At 38.1% G+C, this 17177-nt stretch carries 14 protein-coding genes and 1 tRNA gene; 4 read left to right on the top strand and 11 right to left on the bottom strand.

Annotated features, from left to right (window positions below):
- Positions 1–26 precede the first annotated feature (26 nt).
- The 9 genes from AB0756_RS17615 to AB0756_RS17575 all read right to left on the bottom strand — a co-directional run bounded on the left by AB0756_RS17615 (position 27) and on the right by AB0756_RS17575 (position 13331).
- Complete coding sequence (locus tag AB0756_RS17615; RefSeq protein ID WP_038087961.1) at positions 27–1055, bottom strand: glycosyltransferase family 2 protein; 1029 nt, start codon at positions 1053–1055, stop codon at positions 27–29.
- 230 nt (positions 1056–1285) lie between these two features.
- On the bottom strand, positions 1286–2311 hold the full coding sequence (locus AB0756_RS17610) for a glycosyltransferase family 2 protein (protein ID WP_038087964.1): 1026 nt from the start codon (positions 2309–2311) through the stop codon (positions 1286–1288).
- Positions 2308–3276, bottom strand: a complete 969-nt coding sequence (locus AB0756_RS17605) for a beta-1,6-N-acetylglucosaminyltransferase (protein WP_038087968.1) — start codon at positions 3274–3276, stop codon at positions 2308–2310. Before AB0756_RS17605 ends, AB0756_RS17610 begins: the two co-directional genes overlap by 4 nt.
- A gap of 67 nt (positions 3277–3343) precedes the next feature.
- Complete coding sequence (locus AB0756_RS17600; protein WP_167844710.1) at positions 3344–4381, bottom strand: glycosyltransferase family 2 protein; 1038 nt, start codon at positions 4379–4381, stop codon at positions 3344–3346.
- Between the two features lie 368 nt (positions 4382–4749).
- A complete protein-coding gene (locus AB0756_RS17595; RefSeq protein WP_336604376.1) occupies positions 4750–7353 on the bottom strand; it encodes a lipopolysaccharide biosynthesis protein in 2604 nt (867 codons plus the stop codon).
- A 25-nt stretch (positions 7354–7378) separates the two neighbouring features.
- The gene (locus AB0756_RS17590; protein WP_038087971.1) at positions 7379–8791 is read right to left on the bottom strand and encodes a GumC family protein; all 1413 of its coding nucleotides are present in this window, start codon (positions 8789–8791) and stop codon (positions 7379–7381) included.
- A gap of 1202 nt (positions 8792–9993) precedes the next feature.
- Complete coding sequence (aspS, locus tag AB0756_RS17585) at positions 9994–11778, bottom strand: aspartate--tRNA ligase (protein WP_038087974.1); 1785 nt, start codon at positions 11776–11778, stop codon at positions 9994–9996.
- A gap of 166 nt (positions 11779–11944) precedes the next feature.
- Positions 11945–12349, bottom strand: coding sequence for a hypothetical protein (locus AB0756_RS17580; RefSeq protein ID WP_038087977.1), 405 nt, complete (start codon positions 12347–12349; stop codon positions 11945–11947).
- Positions 12350–12443: 94 nt separating this feature from the next.
- Positions 12444–13331: a zinc metalloprotease HtpX gene (locus AB0756_RS17575; protein ID WP_038087979.1), complete on the bottom strand. Its 888-nt coding sequence runs from the start codon at positions 13329–13331 to the stop codon at positions 12444–12446.
- A 506-nt stretch (positions 13332–13837) separates the two neighbouring features.
- Between AB0756_RS17575 and AB0756_RS17570 the strand changes: the two genes are divergently transcribed.
- The 3 genes from AB0756_RS17570 (at position 13838) to AB0756_RS17560 (ending at position 15528) form a co-directional block, all read left to right on the top strand.
- Positions 13838–14689 (top strand): hypothetical protein, encoded by an 852-nt coding sequence (locus AB0756_RS17570; RefSeq protein WP_038087982.1) that lies wholly within the window; start codon positions 13838–13840, stop codon positions 14687–14689.
- A 208-nt stretch (positions 14690–14897) separates the two neighbouring features.
- A complete protein-coding gene (locus AB0756_RS17565) occupies positions 14898–15245 on the top strand; it encodes a DUF190 domain-containing protein (RefSeq protein ID WP_038087985.1) in 348 nt (115 codons plus the stop codon).
- 64 nt (positions 15246–15309) lie between these two features.
- Entirely contained in the window at positions 15310–15528 is a 219-nt protein-coding gene (locus tag AB0756_RS17560; protein ID WP_038087989.1) for a hypothetical protein, read from the top strand.
- Between the two features lie 211 nt (positions 15529–15739).
- Here AB0756_RS17560 and AB0756_RS17555 read toward each other — a convergent pair whose 3' ends face one another.
- On the bottom strand, positions 15740–16036 hold the full coding sequence (locus tag AB0756_RS17555; protein ID WP_038087991.1) for a helix-turn-helix domain-containing protein: 297 nt from the start codon (positions 16034–16036) through the stop codon (positions 15740–15742).
- A complete protein-coding gene (locus tag AB0756_RS17550) occupies positions 16033–16380 on the bottom strand; it encodes a type II toxin-antitoxin system RelE/ParE family toxin (protein ID WP_038087994.1) in 348 nt (115 codons plus the stop codon). Before AB0756_RS17550 ends, AB0756_RS17555 begins: the two co-directional genes overlap by 4 nt.
- 427 nt (positions 16381–16807) lie before the next feature.
- Here AB0756_RS17550 and AB0756_RS17545 point away from each other — a divergent pair.
- Positions 16808–16892, top strand: a tRNA-Ser gene (locus AB0756_RS17545).
- Positions 16893–17177 lie beyond the last annotated feature (285 nt).

Raw genomic sequence — 17177 nt, 5'->3', positions numbered from 1 at the left:
CCTTTGATGGGTGATGGAAATCTAAATCAGGCTTCTATTGTTCGATCTTTAAGAAGGCGCTGTTTTTGCAGAATTCCTGCTATCTTTCGAGCCGATACCTCCAGCTTCTTGGACAAAGATCCAGGCAAAAGCCAAATTAAATAAGCAGCTGCTCCAGTGATTAATGTACGTCGCGGTTCCTCGAGCAAAATACGCCAGTACGTAAATATGGATTGGTTCCACATTTTTACAGATTCCGCACCTGCTTGCAAAGTTACAGCTCTGCGAGCTAAGTATCTTAGATGATAAGATATAGCAGGTTTCTCCCATAAAACTACCTGCTCTGGTGCATAAGAACGAACTTTTTCAATCAGCTTTTTCCAAGATTCTAACTTTTTATTCAGATTCGCTGATAAGCCGTTAGAATTCACTCGATAAAGTGTCAAAACTTGAGGAATTCCCTCTAGTTTCCACTTTGTTTGAATAGCGATTCGCAACCAGCATTCCACATCTTCTGATTCGCGAAAATTTTCATCAAAATAACAATTTTCTATTGAACCATAACGTTCATCTAAAAATTTAATTTCCTCAAAGACTTCTCGGCGAAACACGGCTGCTGAACCATTTCCAATAGGGGTACGACAAAATAAATCTAATGGTGTAATATCTTTTAATTTAGACATTTGATATAAACCCCAAGGCTTACCTTTTTCATCAATAAATGCAGAGCAACTAAAACTTACACCTACATCAAGAGAAGATTCTAAATGAGCAATATGCTTTTCTATCTTGTCTGGTAACCACAAATCATCGGCATCTAAAAAAGCCAAATACTGACCTTGAGCATGACGAATACCCGTGTTTCGCGCTCCAGCTAATCCTCGATTTTTTTGATGGATTATTTTTATTTGAGAATTATTAAACTGTTTGCAAATTTCTGTACTTCGATCTGGAGACTCATCATCAATAATCAATATCTCCAGATTTTTATAAGTTTGTTCAAGCACGGAATCTAGAGTATTTTTTATATACTTCTCCGCACCATAAACGGGAATAATGACAGAAACTAATTTCATAGAATTACAGTCCTTATTAGTTGTAATATAGCAATCCTATTTGAGATCCAAACAAGGAAGACAAGGTAGACAAGGAAGACAAGGAAGACAAGGAAGAGGTGTTTGTAAATCATTTAGAACTGCTATAGATACAGTTTAGTTATGATTGGTATCCTCTCATGGGAAACCCGATTGTATCAAAACCAAGTTTCTCTATTTAAATAAAAATTCAAGAGAATTGTATGAAATAATCATTGACCCATCTGGTTTTGCAAAACAGGAAACTTTTTCATAGATTTTTTAATAGAAGAAATCAATTCCTCCAAACGACAGTAAATAACCTGCGGTACTAACCAAAGCACATAAGCGGCTACTAATGTTAAGAGTGTACGTCGGGGTTGCTCGGTGATAATACGCCAGTCCATCCAAATAGCGCGATGTATCATTTGAATAGCTAACAAGTTATCTTTTCGACGAACTGCACTTCTTGCTAAATAGCGTAAATTATAAGCTCGAAGCAAATTTTCCCATTTAGATATTATTTCTGGAGCGTAAGACCGAATTTTTTCAATCAACTTTTCTGTATACTCCAATTGCTTGAAAAGATTTGCCGAAAGCCCTCCTGCATTAACGCGATAAAGTGTTAATTTTTCAGGTATACCTTCCAACTGCCAGTTCGTTTGAATTGCAACTCGAATCCAAAATTCAATGTCTTCTGCTTGGCGAAATTGCTCATCAAAATAAAAGTCTTCGCTCGTACCATCAATGCTATCTTGATATTTTATTTCTTCTAAAACTTCCCGACGAACTACCGCAGATGAGCCATTTCCAACAACATTTTCACGCAGTAAATCAGCCAGTGTAATTTGCTTGAGCTTTGGATTCTGAGAAGTTCCCAAAAATTCCCCTTGTTCGTTAATAAAATCAGAAGCACTATAGCTAATTCCTATTTTAGGATTAGTTTCTAAATGCTCAATATGCTTCTCTAACTTTTGTGGTAACCATAAGTCATCCCCATCTAAAAAAGCTATAAAGTCTCCTGTCGCATGACGGATTCCAGTGTTTCTTGCTCCTGCTAATCCGCGATTTTTCTGGTGAATAATTCTAATTCTAGAATCTGTAAACTGCTGACAAATCTCTATACTCCTATCTGGTGAACTATCATCTACAATAATAATTTCTAGAGCGTCGTGTGTTTGCAATAGAACTGATTCGATCGCCTCCCCTATGTATTTTTCAACTCCATAAACAGGAATAATAACAGAAATTTTTTTCATGATCTTGTATGACAACTACTTAGCTCATTTATCGTATTTTGAGATATCCAATAGTCAAGCTTATCTAAAATTTGTCGATCGTGTGACATATCGAATTTTCTAGCAAAGTGAAAATCTCCTCCAATTAATCTTGAATAATCTTCAGTAGATAATATATTGGGATGACCAAGATGGCTATTGCTCCAATTAACATAGCGCTTGCTATTATTACAAATATTAAATAAATCGCTATTGATTAAAACAGTTTGTATAAAAGATTCTTCAGGAAGACAAGTTTGTCGGTAATATTCTACTAAATCAGTATTTTTTTGACAAAAATCATACAGATATTGAATGCATTTTTGCGAAAGAGTGTGGTAGTAACCTCCTGTATAACATTGAAATTTTTCATTAAAAGGAGATGGAATATGACGAACTCCTATAAGAAGACCATAAGCAGAACTGATTTTGAGATAGGACTGAAAATTATTGATTGCTACTCGAGGAATTTTGATTATGGCACGTTGCCAACGTGATAGCGATACGCCAAGTGACCGGTATTTATAGAGATAGCGTTCAGTCGATTCTCGAATACTTAAAGGATTTGTTATAGAATGCATTTTATAGTATTCTAAAAACCCATCATATTTAGTTTCATGCAGAAATTTTTCTATCTCAGGTATTGGTTGTGTTGGATAGTCTTGACCGGAAATGTTAACCAGCCAATCGAATTCTATTTGATTGTTGAAAATCCAATGAATTGCATCTAAATAGCCTTGCATTATAGAAAAATCACCACGACTTCGGGGACAGTGAAGAATTTCAAGGTTAGAGAAACAGCGCAGTGATTCTGTGTCTAGCTGAGTGCATTGAAAGTTATGACTAATTAATACAAAGGATTCAGGGCTTGATTGTTTAATCGTCTTCACTAGCCTAACGATCTGTTCTGAGTTAGTATGCGATTGAATAAAATATAAAATTTTCATAAAAAATCTCTTTCTTTGTAGTTAAACTTCAGGCAATAAATTTGAGAAAATTATTATTTTGGTAAGATTACGCTCCAGGCAATGTTCCTGAGAAAAACTGTTTTTTAAAAGCTCCAGCTACAGCCATAATTGGTAGACTCAATAAAGTAGAAATAACTTTTAGTGACAGGCTACAGATAAGGGCTTCTCTAATTTGACTTTTTGCTGTTAATATGTCACCTCGACTTAAAGCTCGTCGAGCAATTAATAAACCCCAAAGAGCAGCTTTTTCGGTTGCTTTTTTTGATAAATTATCTGCAACTTCGTTGGGAAGATAAGACTTAGAAATTTCAATGGCTTTACGCAACTCAATAAGATTTTGACCCGACTGAAATGATGCACGACTGTCCGCACCAGAGTGTTCTCGATAATATGCTAAAGTTTCTGGCTCATACCACACGGAAAAATAAGCAGAAATTCTCTTCCACATTTCCCAGTCGTTACAGTGAGGTAATTGAGAATTATATCCTCCTAATTTTTCATAAACGTTACGTCTAACCGCGATCGCAGGCGGCTGAAGTTGTTGCTCTACAGCTATCCGCTCTACCCAATTAGAAATAATACCTGGTGTGCTCTTTTGGTAAGGAGGTAAATAACGATAGCGATTGTTTTCATCTACATGAGCATAGTGACAAAAAGCAGCTCCAATTTCCGGGCATTGCTCAAAAGCCTTTTCTAAACGGTTGTAAAATCCTGGTAAAACTAAATCGTCGTCGTGCAAAATATGAACTAGATGTCCGCGAGATCTTCTAATACAAGTATTAAAATTCCCAACTAAACCCACATTATAAGGTTGTCTAAAAAAAGAAATTCGATTTTTACCTACCCTCTCAACTACTTTTTCTGGCTCGCCGCTTGTCGAGCAGTTATCAATAACCTCGATTTGCATTTCCTCAGGGCTGGGAGCTTGTTGAAGAATACTTTGTAATGTTTGCTCTAAATACTCTGTACGGTTATAAGTCGGAATCATTACTGACCATTTTGGTCTATCGATTCCTTGGGGAACTGGCTCAATCTCAAAAGAATAAGAGCCTAAATTTTGAGAGATTTGTTGAACAAGTGCCATAGAGATTAGGGAGGACAAAATTTTTGAAAGATACGTAGTAATACTCACCCCAATACTGCAACAGTTCAAAAATTTTTTATGAAAACAAGCACCTAATGCAGGGTTGCAAAAAAGCAAAACCTAGATAGTCTTGATGTGGACCCTACACTGATTTGAAATTAACGATGTCCGTAAAAATTTTATAACTTGAGATTTTAAAAGAGGTTGCCATGACTAATTTTTAGAGGCAGATGCAGAGTTAGTTCCTCTTTTTTCAATTGTATTTTTTTTCTTTATAAGAACTATCTTAGTACAAGAAGATCTTTACTTTATAAAGTTTTAAATAAAGTTTATGTATTTTTTATGAAACAAAGAAGCCAATGTCTCAACTACTTTTTATCAAACACGTACTTATTTGCCCAAATAGTAAATATAGGAATGGCTATTACGTGAGTTATAAGTACCGATGCTGCTACCCAAAGAATACCAAATTTCAAAGCGATCGCTAAAGCAAGTGCAAACACTAAAGTAAAAATAATATTCCAGTAAGCACTGATTTGCCCTTTGTCTACAGCAATCAACAGTGTAGATGCAGCTTCTGCAAATGGACGTGGAATAGCTGACAGACAAATTAGAACTAATATTGGAACTGCTTCTACCCACTTTTGACCGAAAATAATTGGTACATAAAATTGAGCCAAAAATGATTGTAGCAAAATTAGAGGAATGACGATTGAAGCAATAGTTTTTAGGCTGTGATAGTATTTTTCTTGAAGATTTTTTAAGTCCGTCCGTACTGCACATAGGTAGGGATACAATGATGAAACAAATGCACTGATAACATTCATACCGATCCCAAGCCCTGCATTAAAGGCAAAATAGTAAATCCCTAATTCTTTAACTCCTAAAAAACTTCCTACTAATAAATAATCTAAGTTGGCTCTGAATTTGTTCAGAAGTTCAACAATTAAAATATTTTTTCCAAATGAAATAATTTCTTGCCAACGATAAAGGGTAAAGGATTTCTTAAATCGCCAATTATTGTTTTTCCGAAGAATAAATACCCAGACAAGAGAGGATGACCAAAAAGGGATAACAACAGACCAAATACCCATACCCATTAGAGCCAAGCCCACAGTCATAGTGTTTCCCACCAATGACTGAACTGCATTACAAGTAGCAATAACGCTGAGTTTATTCTCTCTACCAATAAATGCACCTTGAACTTCAAAAAGAGGTATAAATAAATAAACGGTGCCAAGAACACAGATAGGTAAAATAAGGTTTTTATCGTGATAGACAAACGCAACAAGAACACCAATAATGCATTGAATAACACACAGACTGCTGCATAGAATCCAACTCAAGCAGTAAGCCGTGTCACACAAAACATCCAATTCTTCTTTTTCAGCTTGAACTAGTTTAGCGCCAATGCCAGACTTTTGAACGAAAACAGATGCCAAATCGTAGGTTGTCATGATAATTGCAAGTAAACCATAATCATAAGTGGTAAATACTCGCGCTAAAGTCACTGTTGTACCCAGGCGGAACACGCGGTTGAGTAACTCAGCTCCACCAAGCCAACCCATGTTCTGAGTAAATTTGTTAAATAATATTTGCTTTAATCGAGTAAATAATGTCCCTTTAGCTGTATTTAACAAAGTAGCGAAAACCTGGTTGCCTGTTTGCGGTATAAGATTTTCTTGGCTTATATCTATGGCTGGATTTAAGGTTTTGGGAACTTTTATACCTTGTTGTAATGCAATACCAAAGATGACCAATCCCGGCCAATAAACATAAGCAAGAGCATCTACATTTTCACCAAATGTAAAAAATAACAGTATTAAAAATACACTTAATCCTGTTTTTCCTATTTGGCTTTCTTGAGCTTTAATTAGCAGTGTTATCAAACTGGTAACAAAGGCAATGATTATGGCAACTGTACCAACTATTCCATTTATATATAACAGACCAAACCATGTATGATGGGAACCTATAGGCATTTCTGCTACAAGTTTTGGTCCTTTAGGAGGAGTAATTCCATGACCCCAAATAGGAGCATCATCCCACCATCGCTGTAATGCCAAACGTCCCAGTAATTCCCTAACCCTTGAAGACTGTGCTCTAGCACTTTTAAAGCTGTCTTTTAAATCTTGAACGAACTGAATCAGATTGTAACTGAATATAGCTGAGACGAAACTTGTTAATCCGGTTAAAATCTGCAAGTAAGGGCGTGTAAAATTGATTGCATACCAAGTTAAGAAAGGAACGGTCGGTAAAGCGATCGCTGCTAGCCTTGAAAGAGAACTGATAATCATGGCGATCGCTCCAATCATGCCTAAAACTCGCCATTTTTTGTTCGCTTCTTCATTGGCAAGTACTAAATACACATTTCCTACCAATCCAAGAGCAGGAGCCCACGGCGTGAATAATGTTAATCGTACTTGACCACCATTTTCTGGATCGATAAGGTGTAGATACACGTCATAGTATATTTGACCTCCACCAGAAATACTTTTCAAAGGAGAGGTATAAAGAGGAGACGGAAAATTTAAGACATTTGCTAGGTAACAAATGGGAACTAAAATCAGACTTTGCAAACAAACAATACAAACTGCTCTATAAATCAGTTGGGGTCTAATCTTTAGACATCCTATTAAGGGAAATATGGCTAAAAGTCCCCAACCTCTTGCCCAATTAATTGAAGTAAAAATAAGTTGTTGAAGTCCTAAATTCCAATCATTGTGATTGACAATTAAGGTTAATTCGATAATTAATACAGCAAAAATCCATATCCATATTGGATAGGAAATAATGATTTTTTCTTCTGATGGTGTTTGCTCGCTTTGCGTCCAAAGCTTTCTAATAATGTAGAGTGTAAGAATCCATGGAATGAAAGGGATAATGGTATACTGCAATCCCATAAAGTAGATTGCGTAAGTTCCTATTATCGAATACCAAATTAATCTTTCCGGAAAATTTTCAGGTTTCATCACTCTTGATTTTCAGACTTTGACTTTAACGTTCCTTAAGTGAATAATAGGAAAAACTCCGTTGAGATCTTTGCCCCATTGTGATAATTCCACTGGTTAAGAAAATAGAACTTACTAAAGTTCCCAACAAAACTATTTCCTTTGTTGGTCCAGCAGGTTTATCTGGTATACTTGGGTCTCCCATAATTTGGACTGGAGGATAAGAATTAGAAATACTGGATTTAGCAAGATCTAATCGAGCAATAGTAGATGAGAAAACAGCCTCTGCAACTTGCACCTCACGGTTCAAATCTTCAATAGTTGCTTGCTTTGCTGATAGTACTTTTAACCGACGCTCAAGTTCAAGGATTTCTCGATCCAACGTCCTGACTTGTGCTTCTAGACCCTGAGTTTCTACAGCTGCGCTCACAAGTTGTTCGGAGAAAGTAGTTCGTTTAGAACCACTTGTATCGGCGTTTCCAAAAGTGAGCCTATCTACATCTGCCAAAGTCAAAGGGCGTTTTAAAACTATCCTTGCTCGATTCAAAAGAGCTTCTTCAGATGTCGCAACTTCTGCTTTTTGCGTTAAAGATACTGGATGATTGGGTAAAAACTTAGCATTCAAAGAAATTAACTTACTTTTTGCATCATTATAAGCAAGTAGATATTTTTGAAAGAGTGTATCTGCTTGAAGAGAAAAAGCATCTGATGCATCTTGGGAGGATAAACCAAGATTACCAGACAGTTGTAACAATCGAGCTTTTTCCTCTTGTGCTTTAGCTATTGTCTCAGCACGTTGCTTGCGTAACGTTTCGATATTAACTGCTAAATTTTTGATCTGTTCATCTGAACTTACACCAGACTGAGATCTGTAGTTGGAAAGCCTGTCTTGAGAAATTTTGAGTTTTCGTCTCAAATCATCAATTCCCTTTTGCAAACGTGTATTCTGTTGACCAATCTCATCTCTTCTAAGTTTATTAAGCTTAATTTCTAAAGCATGAAATAAAGCGACAGATTTTTTATGGGCTTCTTGTGGGCTAGACCCTTGCAGGGTAAACTGCATCATTGTTGTGTTATCTATAATCTTAATTTTGGGTTTGCCAAATTCAACTACTGACATATTTGAAGCTCGTGCTGCTGCTTTTAAGACTTCTTCACTGATAGCAATAGTTTTATAATTTTCTCTCGGATCGTAAGTTGTTGCAGAATAAGCAGAAGATTCTTGGGAAACAGCTTGACCAATGTTGGGTAGGTTAATGTTAGAACTAACACCGGAATTAGCAATGTTTAACGACCACTCGCTTACATATACAGTTTTTGCTTTCACCACATAAAATAATGCTGCTATCCAGATAGCTGCATTGACAAAAACAATAGTTAAAGCGTACTTTGCCCAAATGTTTTTAAATGGTATGGGTTTTGTTTCCACTTCGGAAGAAGGTATGTATTTAGAACTCACTATCTTGTCACTGCTCCTAAACCAGATAAATGGATTCACAGTCAGTATTACTTATCAATAGTAAAAATGACAAAGTATTAAGTCTCATGGAAAAATCTTTACGACTGCCTCACAATTGAATTGGTAACAAAAAGTAGTTACTGCTTTTGTAACTAGCTCGTCTCTTTGAACGTTTTCGGTTTCGGTTACACCTTCTCTACAATTTGACGTATTCATCAATAAACAGTACACGCAACTAGACGGTGTTGCGTTGGAGGAACTGAGATCCATACGAGCCTCACAGCCTAATTCCTTAGGTAAAAATCAAGCTTTTTGATTGCAGTTAGATATTGAAATAGCTAATAAGGTTCTGTAGTTCCATACGCAAGCTCACTCTTAAAGAGCGGTAAAAAAATTAGTTCTTGAAAAAACAAAATTCAATTTTTCCGTGTAGCTATAAAAGACAGTTAAACGTGGAGAACACCCAGTTTTTTACCTGACACCTGGTTAATGCAATAATCGCTCTGTCTATAGAGACTCTCTAGGTAGCATGCACTTCTTGGCTTCCATAGAGCCATTGCCGCTAATCCTTAACACTTTCTACGTGATTTCTAGTCAACTGTGGTAGATACGTCACTCAAAATGAATGTTAGATTAAAAACACTGATTTTACGTAGACTCTCAGTGTTTTACTTTTCACTCTAACAATAATATCATGTCTCGTTAAATACTGCATAATTAAAAAAAATTTATGAAAGAATAGAAAAAAATTGGCAGTAGTGTCATTGCTATAGGAACTTTGTTTGATTGATGAAATACGTGTATTGTTCATTGTCCATTACATAAGACTTTTGGTGGGCAATGAACAATACTTAAATTTTTTATAAATGATGTAGGCTTGCTGTAATTAGTACAAGATTTACACTTAACGAGCCAAAATCTGTAAAACTTTTAATTTTTTTAAAAGTTTATGTATATTATCCGGACAAAAGCAAACCATACAGATGAGACACTTGCCCCAGTGATAAGCCAAGCCATGTCCTGTCTTTAAAATAGAGGTTAAGGAGGGCTGAGGGTGATTCATTACAAGGTTTGTATCCTCATGATTAGCTCAATGGAAAAATCCCCCTATTTCCTCTTTTTCAGGAAACTTAAGAGGGATTTAAATCTTTTGAGTTTTCAAAAGAATTGGTAGGCTTTCTGAATGGTGCTATTCAAATTACTTATGACTTAGGCTTGAAAGTTGAAGCAACGTGCAACTCTTTAAGCTGCTTGGCATCAACTGTTGAAGGTGCATCTGTTAACAAGCAACGTGCTTGTTGCGTTTTTGGAAAAGCAATCACATCTCGAATGGATTCCTCTTTAGAAAGTAACATCACCAAGCGATCTAAACCATAAGCAATTCCACCATGGGGTGGAGTCCCGTATTCAAACGCATCTAACAGAAAGCCAAACTTATTGTGAGCTTCCTCCGGAGAAAGCCCGATAGCCTCAAAAACTTGCTCCTGCACTTCGCGTTGATAGATTCGCAAGCTACCACCACCAACTTCAAAACCGTTCAATACCAAGTCGTATGCTTGTGCTCGTGCAGTTTTTAAATCGCTGAGATCGTTTGGATTGGGTGCAGTGAATGGGTGATGTAATGCTTCTAAACGTTTTTCATCAGCATTCCATTCAAACATGGGGAATTCTGTAATCCACAGCAAGTTAATTTTCTCTGGGTCTATCAGTTTAAATTCTCGAGCGATCGCTTGCCTCAATCTGTCTAAGGTTTTATTGACAGTGATAGTATCACCTGCACCAAACAACAATAAGTGACCTGGTTTTGCGTTTGTACGACGTAAAAGTTCTTGTTTTTGTTCCTCTGTCAAGTTAGTTTTGATGGCGTTAATTGTGTCGATATCACCATCTTCTCTGACTCGAATGTAAGCTAAACCTTGAGCACCTGCATCAGCTGCTTCTTTAAAGACGTCACCGCCCGGTTTAATACGTACATTGGAGATGGTATCTCCATTAGGAATAGGCAGAATTTTGACAACTCCACCATTTGCAACAGCATCCTTAAAAACTTTAAAACCACAGTCTGTCAAAATATCAGAGACATTAACAAGTTCTAAACCGTACCTTGTATCTGGTTTATCACTACCGTAGCGTTCCATCGCCTCTGCATAAGTCAAACGTGGGAAGGGACGTTGTAACTCAAAGTTTTTAACTGTTTTGAAGATATGACAAACTAACTTTTCGTTGAGTTCGATAATTTCCTCATGGGACATAAAGCTCATCTCCATGTCCAACTGAGTAAATTCCGGTTGTCTGTCAGCACGTAAGTCTTCATCTCGGAAGCAACGAGCAATTTGATAGTATCTGTCAAATCCAGATACCATTAATAATTGTTTAAAAAGTTGGGGTGATTGTGGCAAAGCAAACCATTCGCCTGGATTAGCCCGACTTGGTACAAGATAATCTCGCGCACCTTCAGGCGTAGAACGAGTCAGCACGGGAGTTTCGATTTCTACAAAACCTTCTACATCTTCCAAATAACGGCGAATGGCTTTCACAATTTGATGCCGCAATTGTAAGTTATTTGCCATGCGATCGCGCCGCAAATCTAAGTAACGATACTTCAGCCTGAGTTCTTCCCTTACCGGATCTGCATCTGCGGTAGAAACTTGAAAAGGAAGTTGTTTGCGGACAGCATTAAGCAGTTTAATATTATCGGCGTAAATTTCAACTTCGCCTGTGGGGATGCGAGGGTTTAGAGATTCTTCGGGACGTTGCGTAACCCTTCCCGTAATTTCAACAACATACTCATTTCTTAGAGCGGTCGCTTCTTTGTAGGAATTGGGAGTACGCTGAGGGTCGCTAACAATTTGAACTGTCCCACTGCGATCGCGTAAATCTATAAATATCACGCTCCCATGATCGCGGCGACGGTCTACCCATCCATACAAGGTAACAGTTTCTCCAATATGTTCTTGTCGGAGTTCGCCGCAATAGTAAGTTCGCATAATTAATTCTTGTCTACAGAGCTAGAGAGTCAAAACTAATATTAAAGCTTTTCCATTATCTAGCATCTATAGCAATTCTACGCATTCCACTTCCAGAAAAATCTTTTGTCTCATAGCACGGGCATCTTGCCCGTGCTACACTTTCAGAGGAAATCTCCAGAAACCATTAAGAACGAGGGCGAGGAGCATTAAAAGCATCCCATGCGGCTTTTGCTGCATCTTGGAAACGATCGCCAAGTTCGGCAAACTGTTTCCAAAACTCGTACCAGTTTTTCTCAACTTCCTGCTGAAGGATTGTAAATGCGTTTTCAATGCGATCGCGTTCTATGAGTGTTTCACCTTCAATTGCTTCTCTTGCGCGACGGACTGCATCTAAAAAAGTTTCCCGAGTGAGAGTTCCTGCAGATTCTGCTTCTGCTTGGGCGCGTCTTCTGAGTGCTTCAATCAGTGCTTTGGTTTCGTGCTTAATTTCATCAGTTTCCCCCGCCATCTCGGTTTCTACCATTTCATTGGTTTGAGGGCTAACTTGTACCACAACTACGTTTTCTTCACCGTTTGCATTGTATGTCATTGGTTTGCCTCCTTGGTAAGGATTGTAGGAATAGGGTCAGAGATTGAGGATTGAGAAGAAATTTCCCAATCGCCAGTTGCTAATCCCCAATCCCTTAACGAAATGAAAATTCAGAACTTCTAGATGTTGGTTGTTGTTCTAACTTTAGCAAAGCTTCTACTCTTGCTTCAGTCGGCGGGTGAGAAGAGAACAAGCTGCTGAGGAACTGTCCGGAAAACCCGTTGGTAATTAACAGTGGTTCAAAAGCGGGATTGGCATTCAGTGGTAATTCCCTAGCTGTGGCTTCCAAACGTTGTAATGCACGGGCTAAAGCACGAGGATTACCTGTGAGTCGTGCAGAACCAGCATCGGCTGCAAACTCCCGCGTCCGCGATATTGCTAATTGAACGATCGTTGCAGAAATGGGAGCAAGCAGTACTGTTAATAGTAAACCTATAGGATTGGGGCTGTTGTCGCGATCGCTCCTTTGATACGGTGCATACCAAACGCTATAACTGACTATTTGGGCTAGAAACGAGATAGCCCCTGCAATTGTAGCAGCGACGGCTTGTGTGAGGGTGTCACGATTGGCGACGTGAGTTAATTCGTGTGCAATAACACCTTCGAGTTCATCTTCTGGAAGTAAATTTAAAATTCCTTCTGTCACTGCGACTGCAGCGTGCTCTGGATCGCGCCCCGTAGCGAAAGCATTGGCTGCTGGGCTGGGAACTATGTATATTCTCGGTACAGGTAGGTTAGCGCGATCGCACAATCGCTGCACCATGCGGTACAAGCCTGGTGCTTCTTGTGCTGACACGGGCTGAGCGCGGTATGCGGCTAAAGCAATCTTATCTGATTGATACCATGACAATAAGTTTGTTACTGCTGCGATCGCAATCCCCATAACTATGCCACTGGTTCCGCCTATAATCCAGTAGCTTATAGTAATTAGAATTGCACTTAATAAAGCCAATAAAGCAGCAGTCTTAAATTGATTTTTCATGCTTTGGTCTCCTTAATAATGCTGAACTTTCAAGTCCATAGCTTGTTAGTAAAAGCATTACTTAAACCACACACCCAATCTATCAACCCCACCATAGATTTTAAAGGGAGAAATTAACTCCTGTATGGTACGGTTTTCCCTCTGCATCTTTCATACTTCATATTTCCTACTTCCTACTTCTTCCTTAAGATTGATTTAGCTTAGGTATAGAAAGTAATCTTCGCTCTAAAAGTAGGAAAAGCTAGAAAAGTGTTTTCAATTGACTCTTAGTTTTAATAAATGTACGTAAAGTAGGAAAATTAAAGCAGTCAATCAAAAAATAGCTAAAAAATAGTATTATTTATCTAAAGATTAATAACAAGACTGGATTCTATTATCATAGAAAAAATATATACAATGGTTCTTGAAGAGGAAATTTTTCAATTGAACGGCGTATTTGGCGCAGTATTACTCATCACCTAGTAGAGTTTCTACCTCCAGGGTTAATATCTCCGAGGACAAATCTAATGGCACAGAATATAAACAAAACAGGGTTGTTGCAGAAGGTTATTAAAAGCTTGCAGGAAGTGGCAGATTTTATTTTCAGTCCTTGGATGCATCGTGCATATGTTAAATCACTGCACAGACGAGTCGAATACCTAGAGCGAAAAGTCTATGAAGGTGTACCAAATACAGAAGAACGCCTAGAAGTGCTAATTCAGCATTGGCAAAACCAGTTTGACTTACTGCAAAATCAAGCCAAAACTCAGTTAGATAAGCTTGTAGAATATGACTTGCACCAGCAAGTCCTAGAAATCCTCAAGGAACAAACGCATATTATTATCCAAACAATAAAACCCAATATAGAAGATTTGGTATGCGAGATTGAGAAGAAAAAGCATTTAGACGATAAAGAAACAGAAGCAGACCTTCAAGCAAAACAACACAAGTTGCAAGAATCTTTAACACAAATTCAACACTTGAATGATTTGCTACCACATATAGAAGCACAGACAGCAGCTAGTCTAGAAGCTGGACATTGGCTGCTAGCGATTAGAGAAGACTTAGCACAAGACTTGGCAAAAGAGTTATTGGGTAGGCAAAATTCTCAGATAAAAGTGTTCCGCACTCAGTTGAGTAGATACCTAAAGCTCCTTGGTAGTTGTCTGGAAAATGGTATTGAACCTCGTTTGTTGTATCAAGGAATTATCAGCCACGAGCAACCATCACCTGAGATCTACCTAGAAGCATTTAATCTCATTAAAAATCGATACATTCCAGAGTGGGAATACTCATCCCACGTTTCCAAAAAAGCAGCTGAGGAATTGAAGAAGTATTTCAATTACTTGACTGACTATCTAGTCACAGTTTTGCTATGAACTGAAACATCCACATTCACAGGCGCTAACTCAATAGGTTACAAAACCTTAACCTTCGCAATCTCATTGCTGTCAAGATACGATCGCTTTATGGAATCGTGGCAATTTGTTAAAAGTTAGTTCCTATTGGGCAGGCAGTGCAATACTGGGAATTGTCAGCGTTCAGTTAGGAACAGTTTTAGCCAGATTGTGGAGGTAAAAAGTTGTTATGGCAGCTTGGAAACAACTCACAATATATATAGGCAAATCAGATCGTTGGTACGGTCAGCCACTGTACACAGCTTTAGTTGGACTTGCCAGAAAGCGGGGAATAGTTGGTGCAACAGTAACGCAAGCAATAACAGGGTTTGGAAAACAAACCTCTTGTCAAACTTGTGAACTTTGGGAGTTGTCCTCTGATATACCGATTGTGGTAACCATGATAGACCGAGAGGATGCTCTTGATGAGATATTACCATATATTAAAGAAATGGTCAGGGATGGGCTAGTCACTCTTCAAAACGTTGAAGTTATGCACCACGCACCGCTTCCATCCGGTTATCGCAAGTTTAATTGAGTGCTACTTGCTTTAAGTATTACAATGAGCAAGTTAGAAATGTGCTCCACTCACTTTAAAACTAATGACTATTTCTAAAGTAGAAGTCAAGCAGTTACTAGAACGATTAATTTTTGAGGATACACCTTCTCAAGAATGGGTGCAGGATGTTTGGGAATTCAGCCCAACACTGGGAGACAGTGCAGCAAAGTTACTAGAAGTATATGAAGCATTAATTGATTGCTGCTCGGAAGAGCAGTTGGATAATTTGCTGCAAAGCTACTATCAGCAACGTCTTGGATAAATTACACTGACTTGCAGAAGGCTACAGGTTCTATTAGTGGGCAAAAAATAGTTCACAAATTAAGGCGTCAAACACTCCTTAATTTTACAAACAACAGTTGGAGAGGTGGCAGAGTGGTTGAATGAGTGCTTCCTAAAGTCCGTGTAGTAAGCGTTTCAGGAATTTTTAGGAGTGAACCAGATGTGGGGCTAGTATCTTAAGTAAAAAAAATCTATCGATCCACATTAGCTAATTCAATTCGTACTTGCATACCAACAGCCTTAGCAGCACGCCCGATAGTGTCCAAGGTTACTGACACATTATCTGGATCTAAAAGTCTGTCGAGAGATGACCTACTAGTATTCATAAGCTTTGCCATCTCAACTTTGGATATGTTCTTTTCTTTCATTGCTTGTTGTAATTGCCAAGCAATCACCCGTTTTATTACAACCAGGTTAATCTCTTCAAGAGTGCCTTCTTCTTCTAGAAGATCGTCAAGAGACGAACCGACATAAGGATTATTACTCATCCATTCATCTCCAAATCTTTTTTACGCTCTAAAGCTAAATTCAACTCTTTAGGTGGTGTTTTCTGAGTTTTTTTGATAAACCCATGAAGCAAAATCATTTCTTCTGCATAAATACAGAAGAAAACACGCGCTATCCCTTGAGGTAAATTAGTGCGAATTTCATATAATCCATCCCCCATGGGACGACAAACTGGCATTCCAATGGGAAAACCAAATTCAACTGTCTTGATATCAACACCAATTAAGTATCTGGCATCTTTATCTAGGTTTTTTAACCAATCACGAACTGGCTCGTTACCATTTTCGTTTTTATAAAATCTTGCTGGGACTCGTTTTTCTTCCATGTGTACCAAATCAAGTTAAAAGTGTTGCCATTCAAAAAAGTTGGAACTGTACTTTTCGATCGGCTACAACAAGATAACTCGACTTGATGCACCTAATGTACCTTTTTTGGTGCATAACGTCAACACTGAATTGAAAACATAATATCCTTTTTGTCAACGTATATTAGTGGACCGGCGCTCTAGCGAACGGTACAACCAAAGAGGTAAGATCTCACCTTATGTATGAGTAAAAATGCTTTAGCAGAAATGTGGATGGGTAGCAGTAACCTAGCCGGGGGCGATCGTACTTGTTGTTTTTTGATACTTTTTAGGATAGGATAGATGCTGTATTTTTAATCTCGTGCTAATTTAAGAAAAAAGGCGTTTCACTAACCTCGCCCTATAGGGATGAGTTTTAATTTGCAGTTAGAGCCTTAATATATTTTTTGGAGAGGTGGCAGAGCGGTTGAATGCGGCGCACTCGAAATGCGTTTTAGGGTGACCTAACGGGGGTTCGAATCCCCCCCTCTCCGTTTTAATATCTGTAAAACTTTCAGCAACGCTTACCTTTGTAGAAACGGTTGCATTGTTTGAATTGGTTGAATAAATGGTTGAATTTGTAAAACTTATTTAATAAATTCCATAACATAAAAATAATTTAATACCGTCGCCTGTCATGACTCATACCATTTGGCGTCGCTCGCAAGTGACGTAAATTCTGTAGAGACACATTGTTGGAAGTGTCTCTACACCCTCAAATTGTGTCATCCTTTTCATCAGCAGCAGACTGGTGCTACATCTCAGTTGGCGAGCCTGCT

Origin of the sequence: Tolypothrix campylonemoides VB511288_2, assembly GCF_045999855.1 — a bacterium.
Classification (GTDB): Bacteria; Cyanobacteriota; Cyanobacteriia; order Cyanobacteriales; family Nostocaceae; genus Scytonema; species Scytonema bouteillei_A.
The sequence above is the reverse complement of the archived record's forward strand: the minus strand, read 5'-3'. Positions and strand labels throughout refer to the sequence as shown.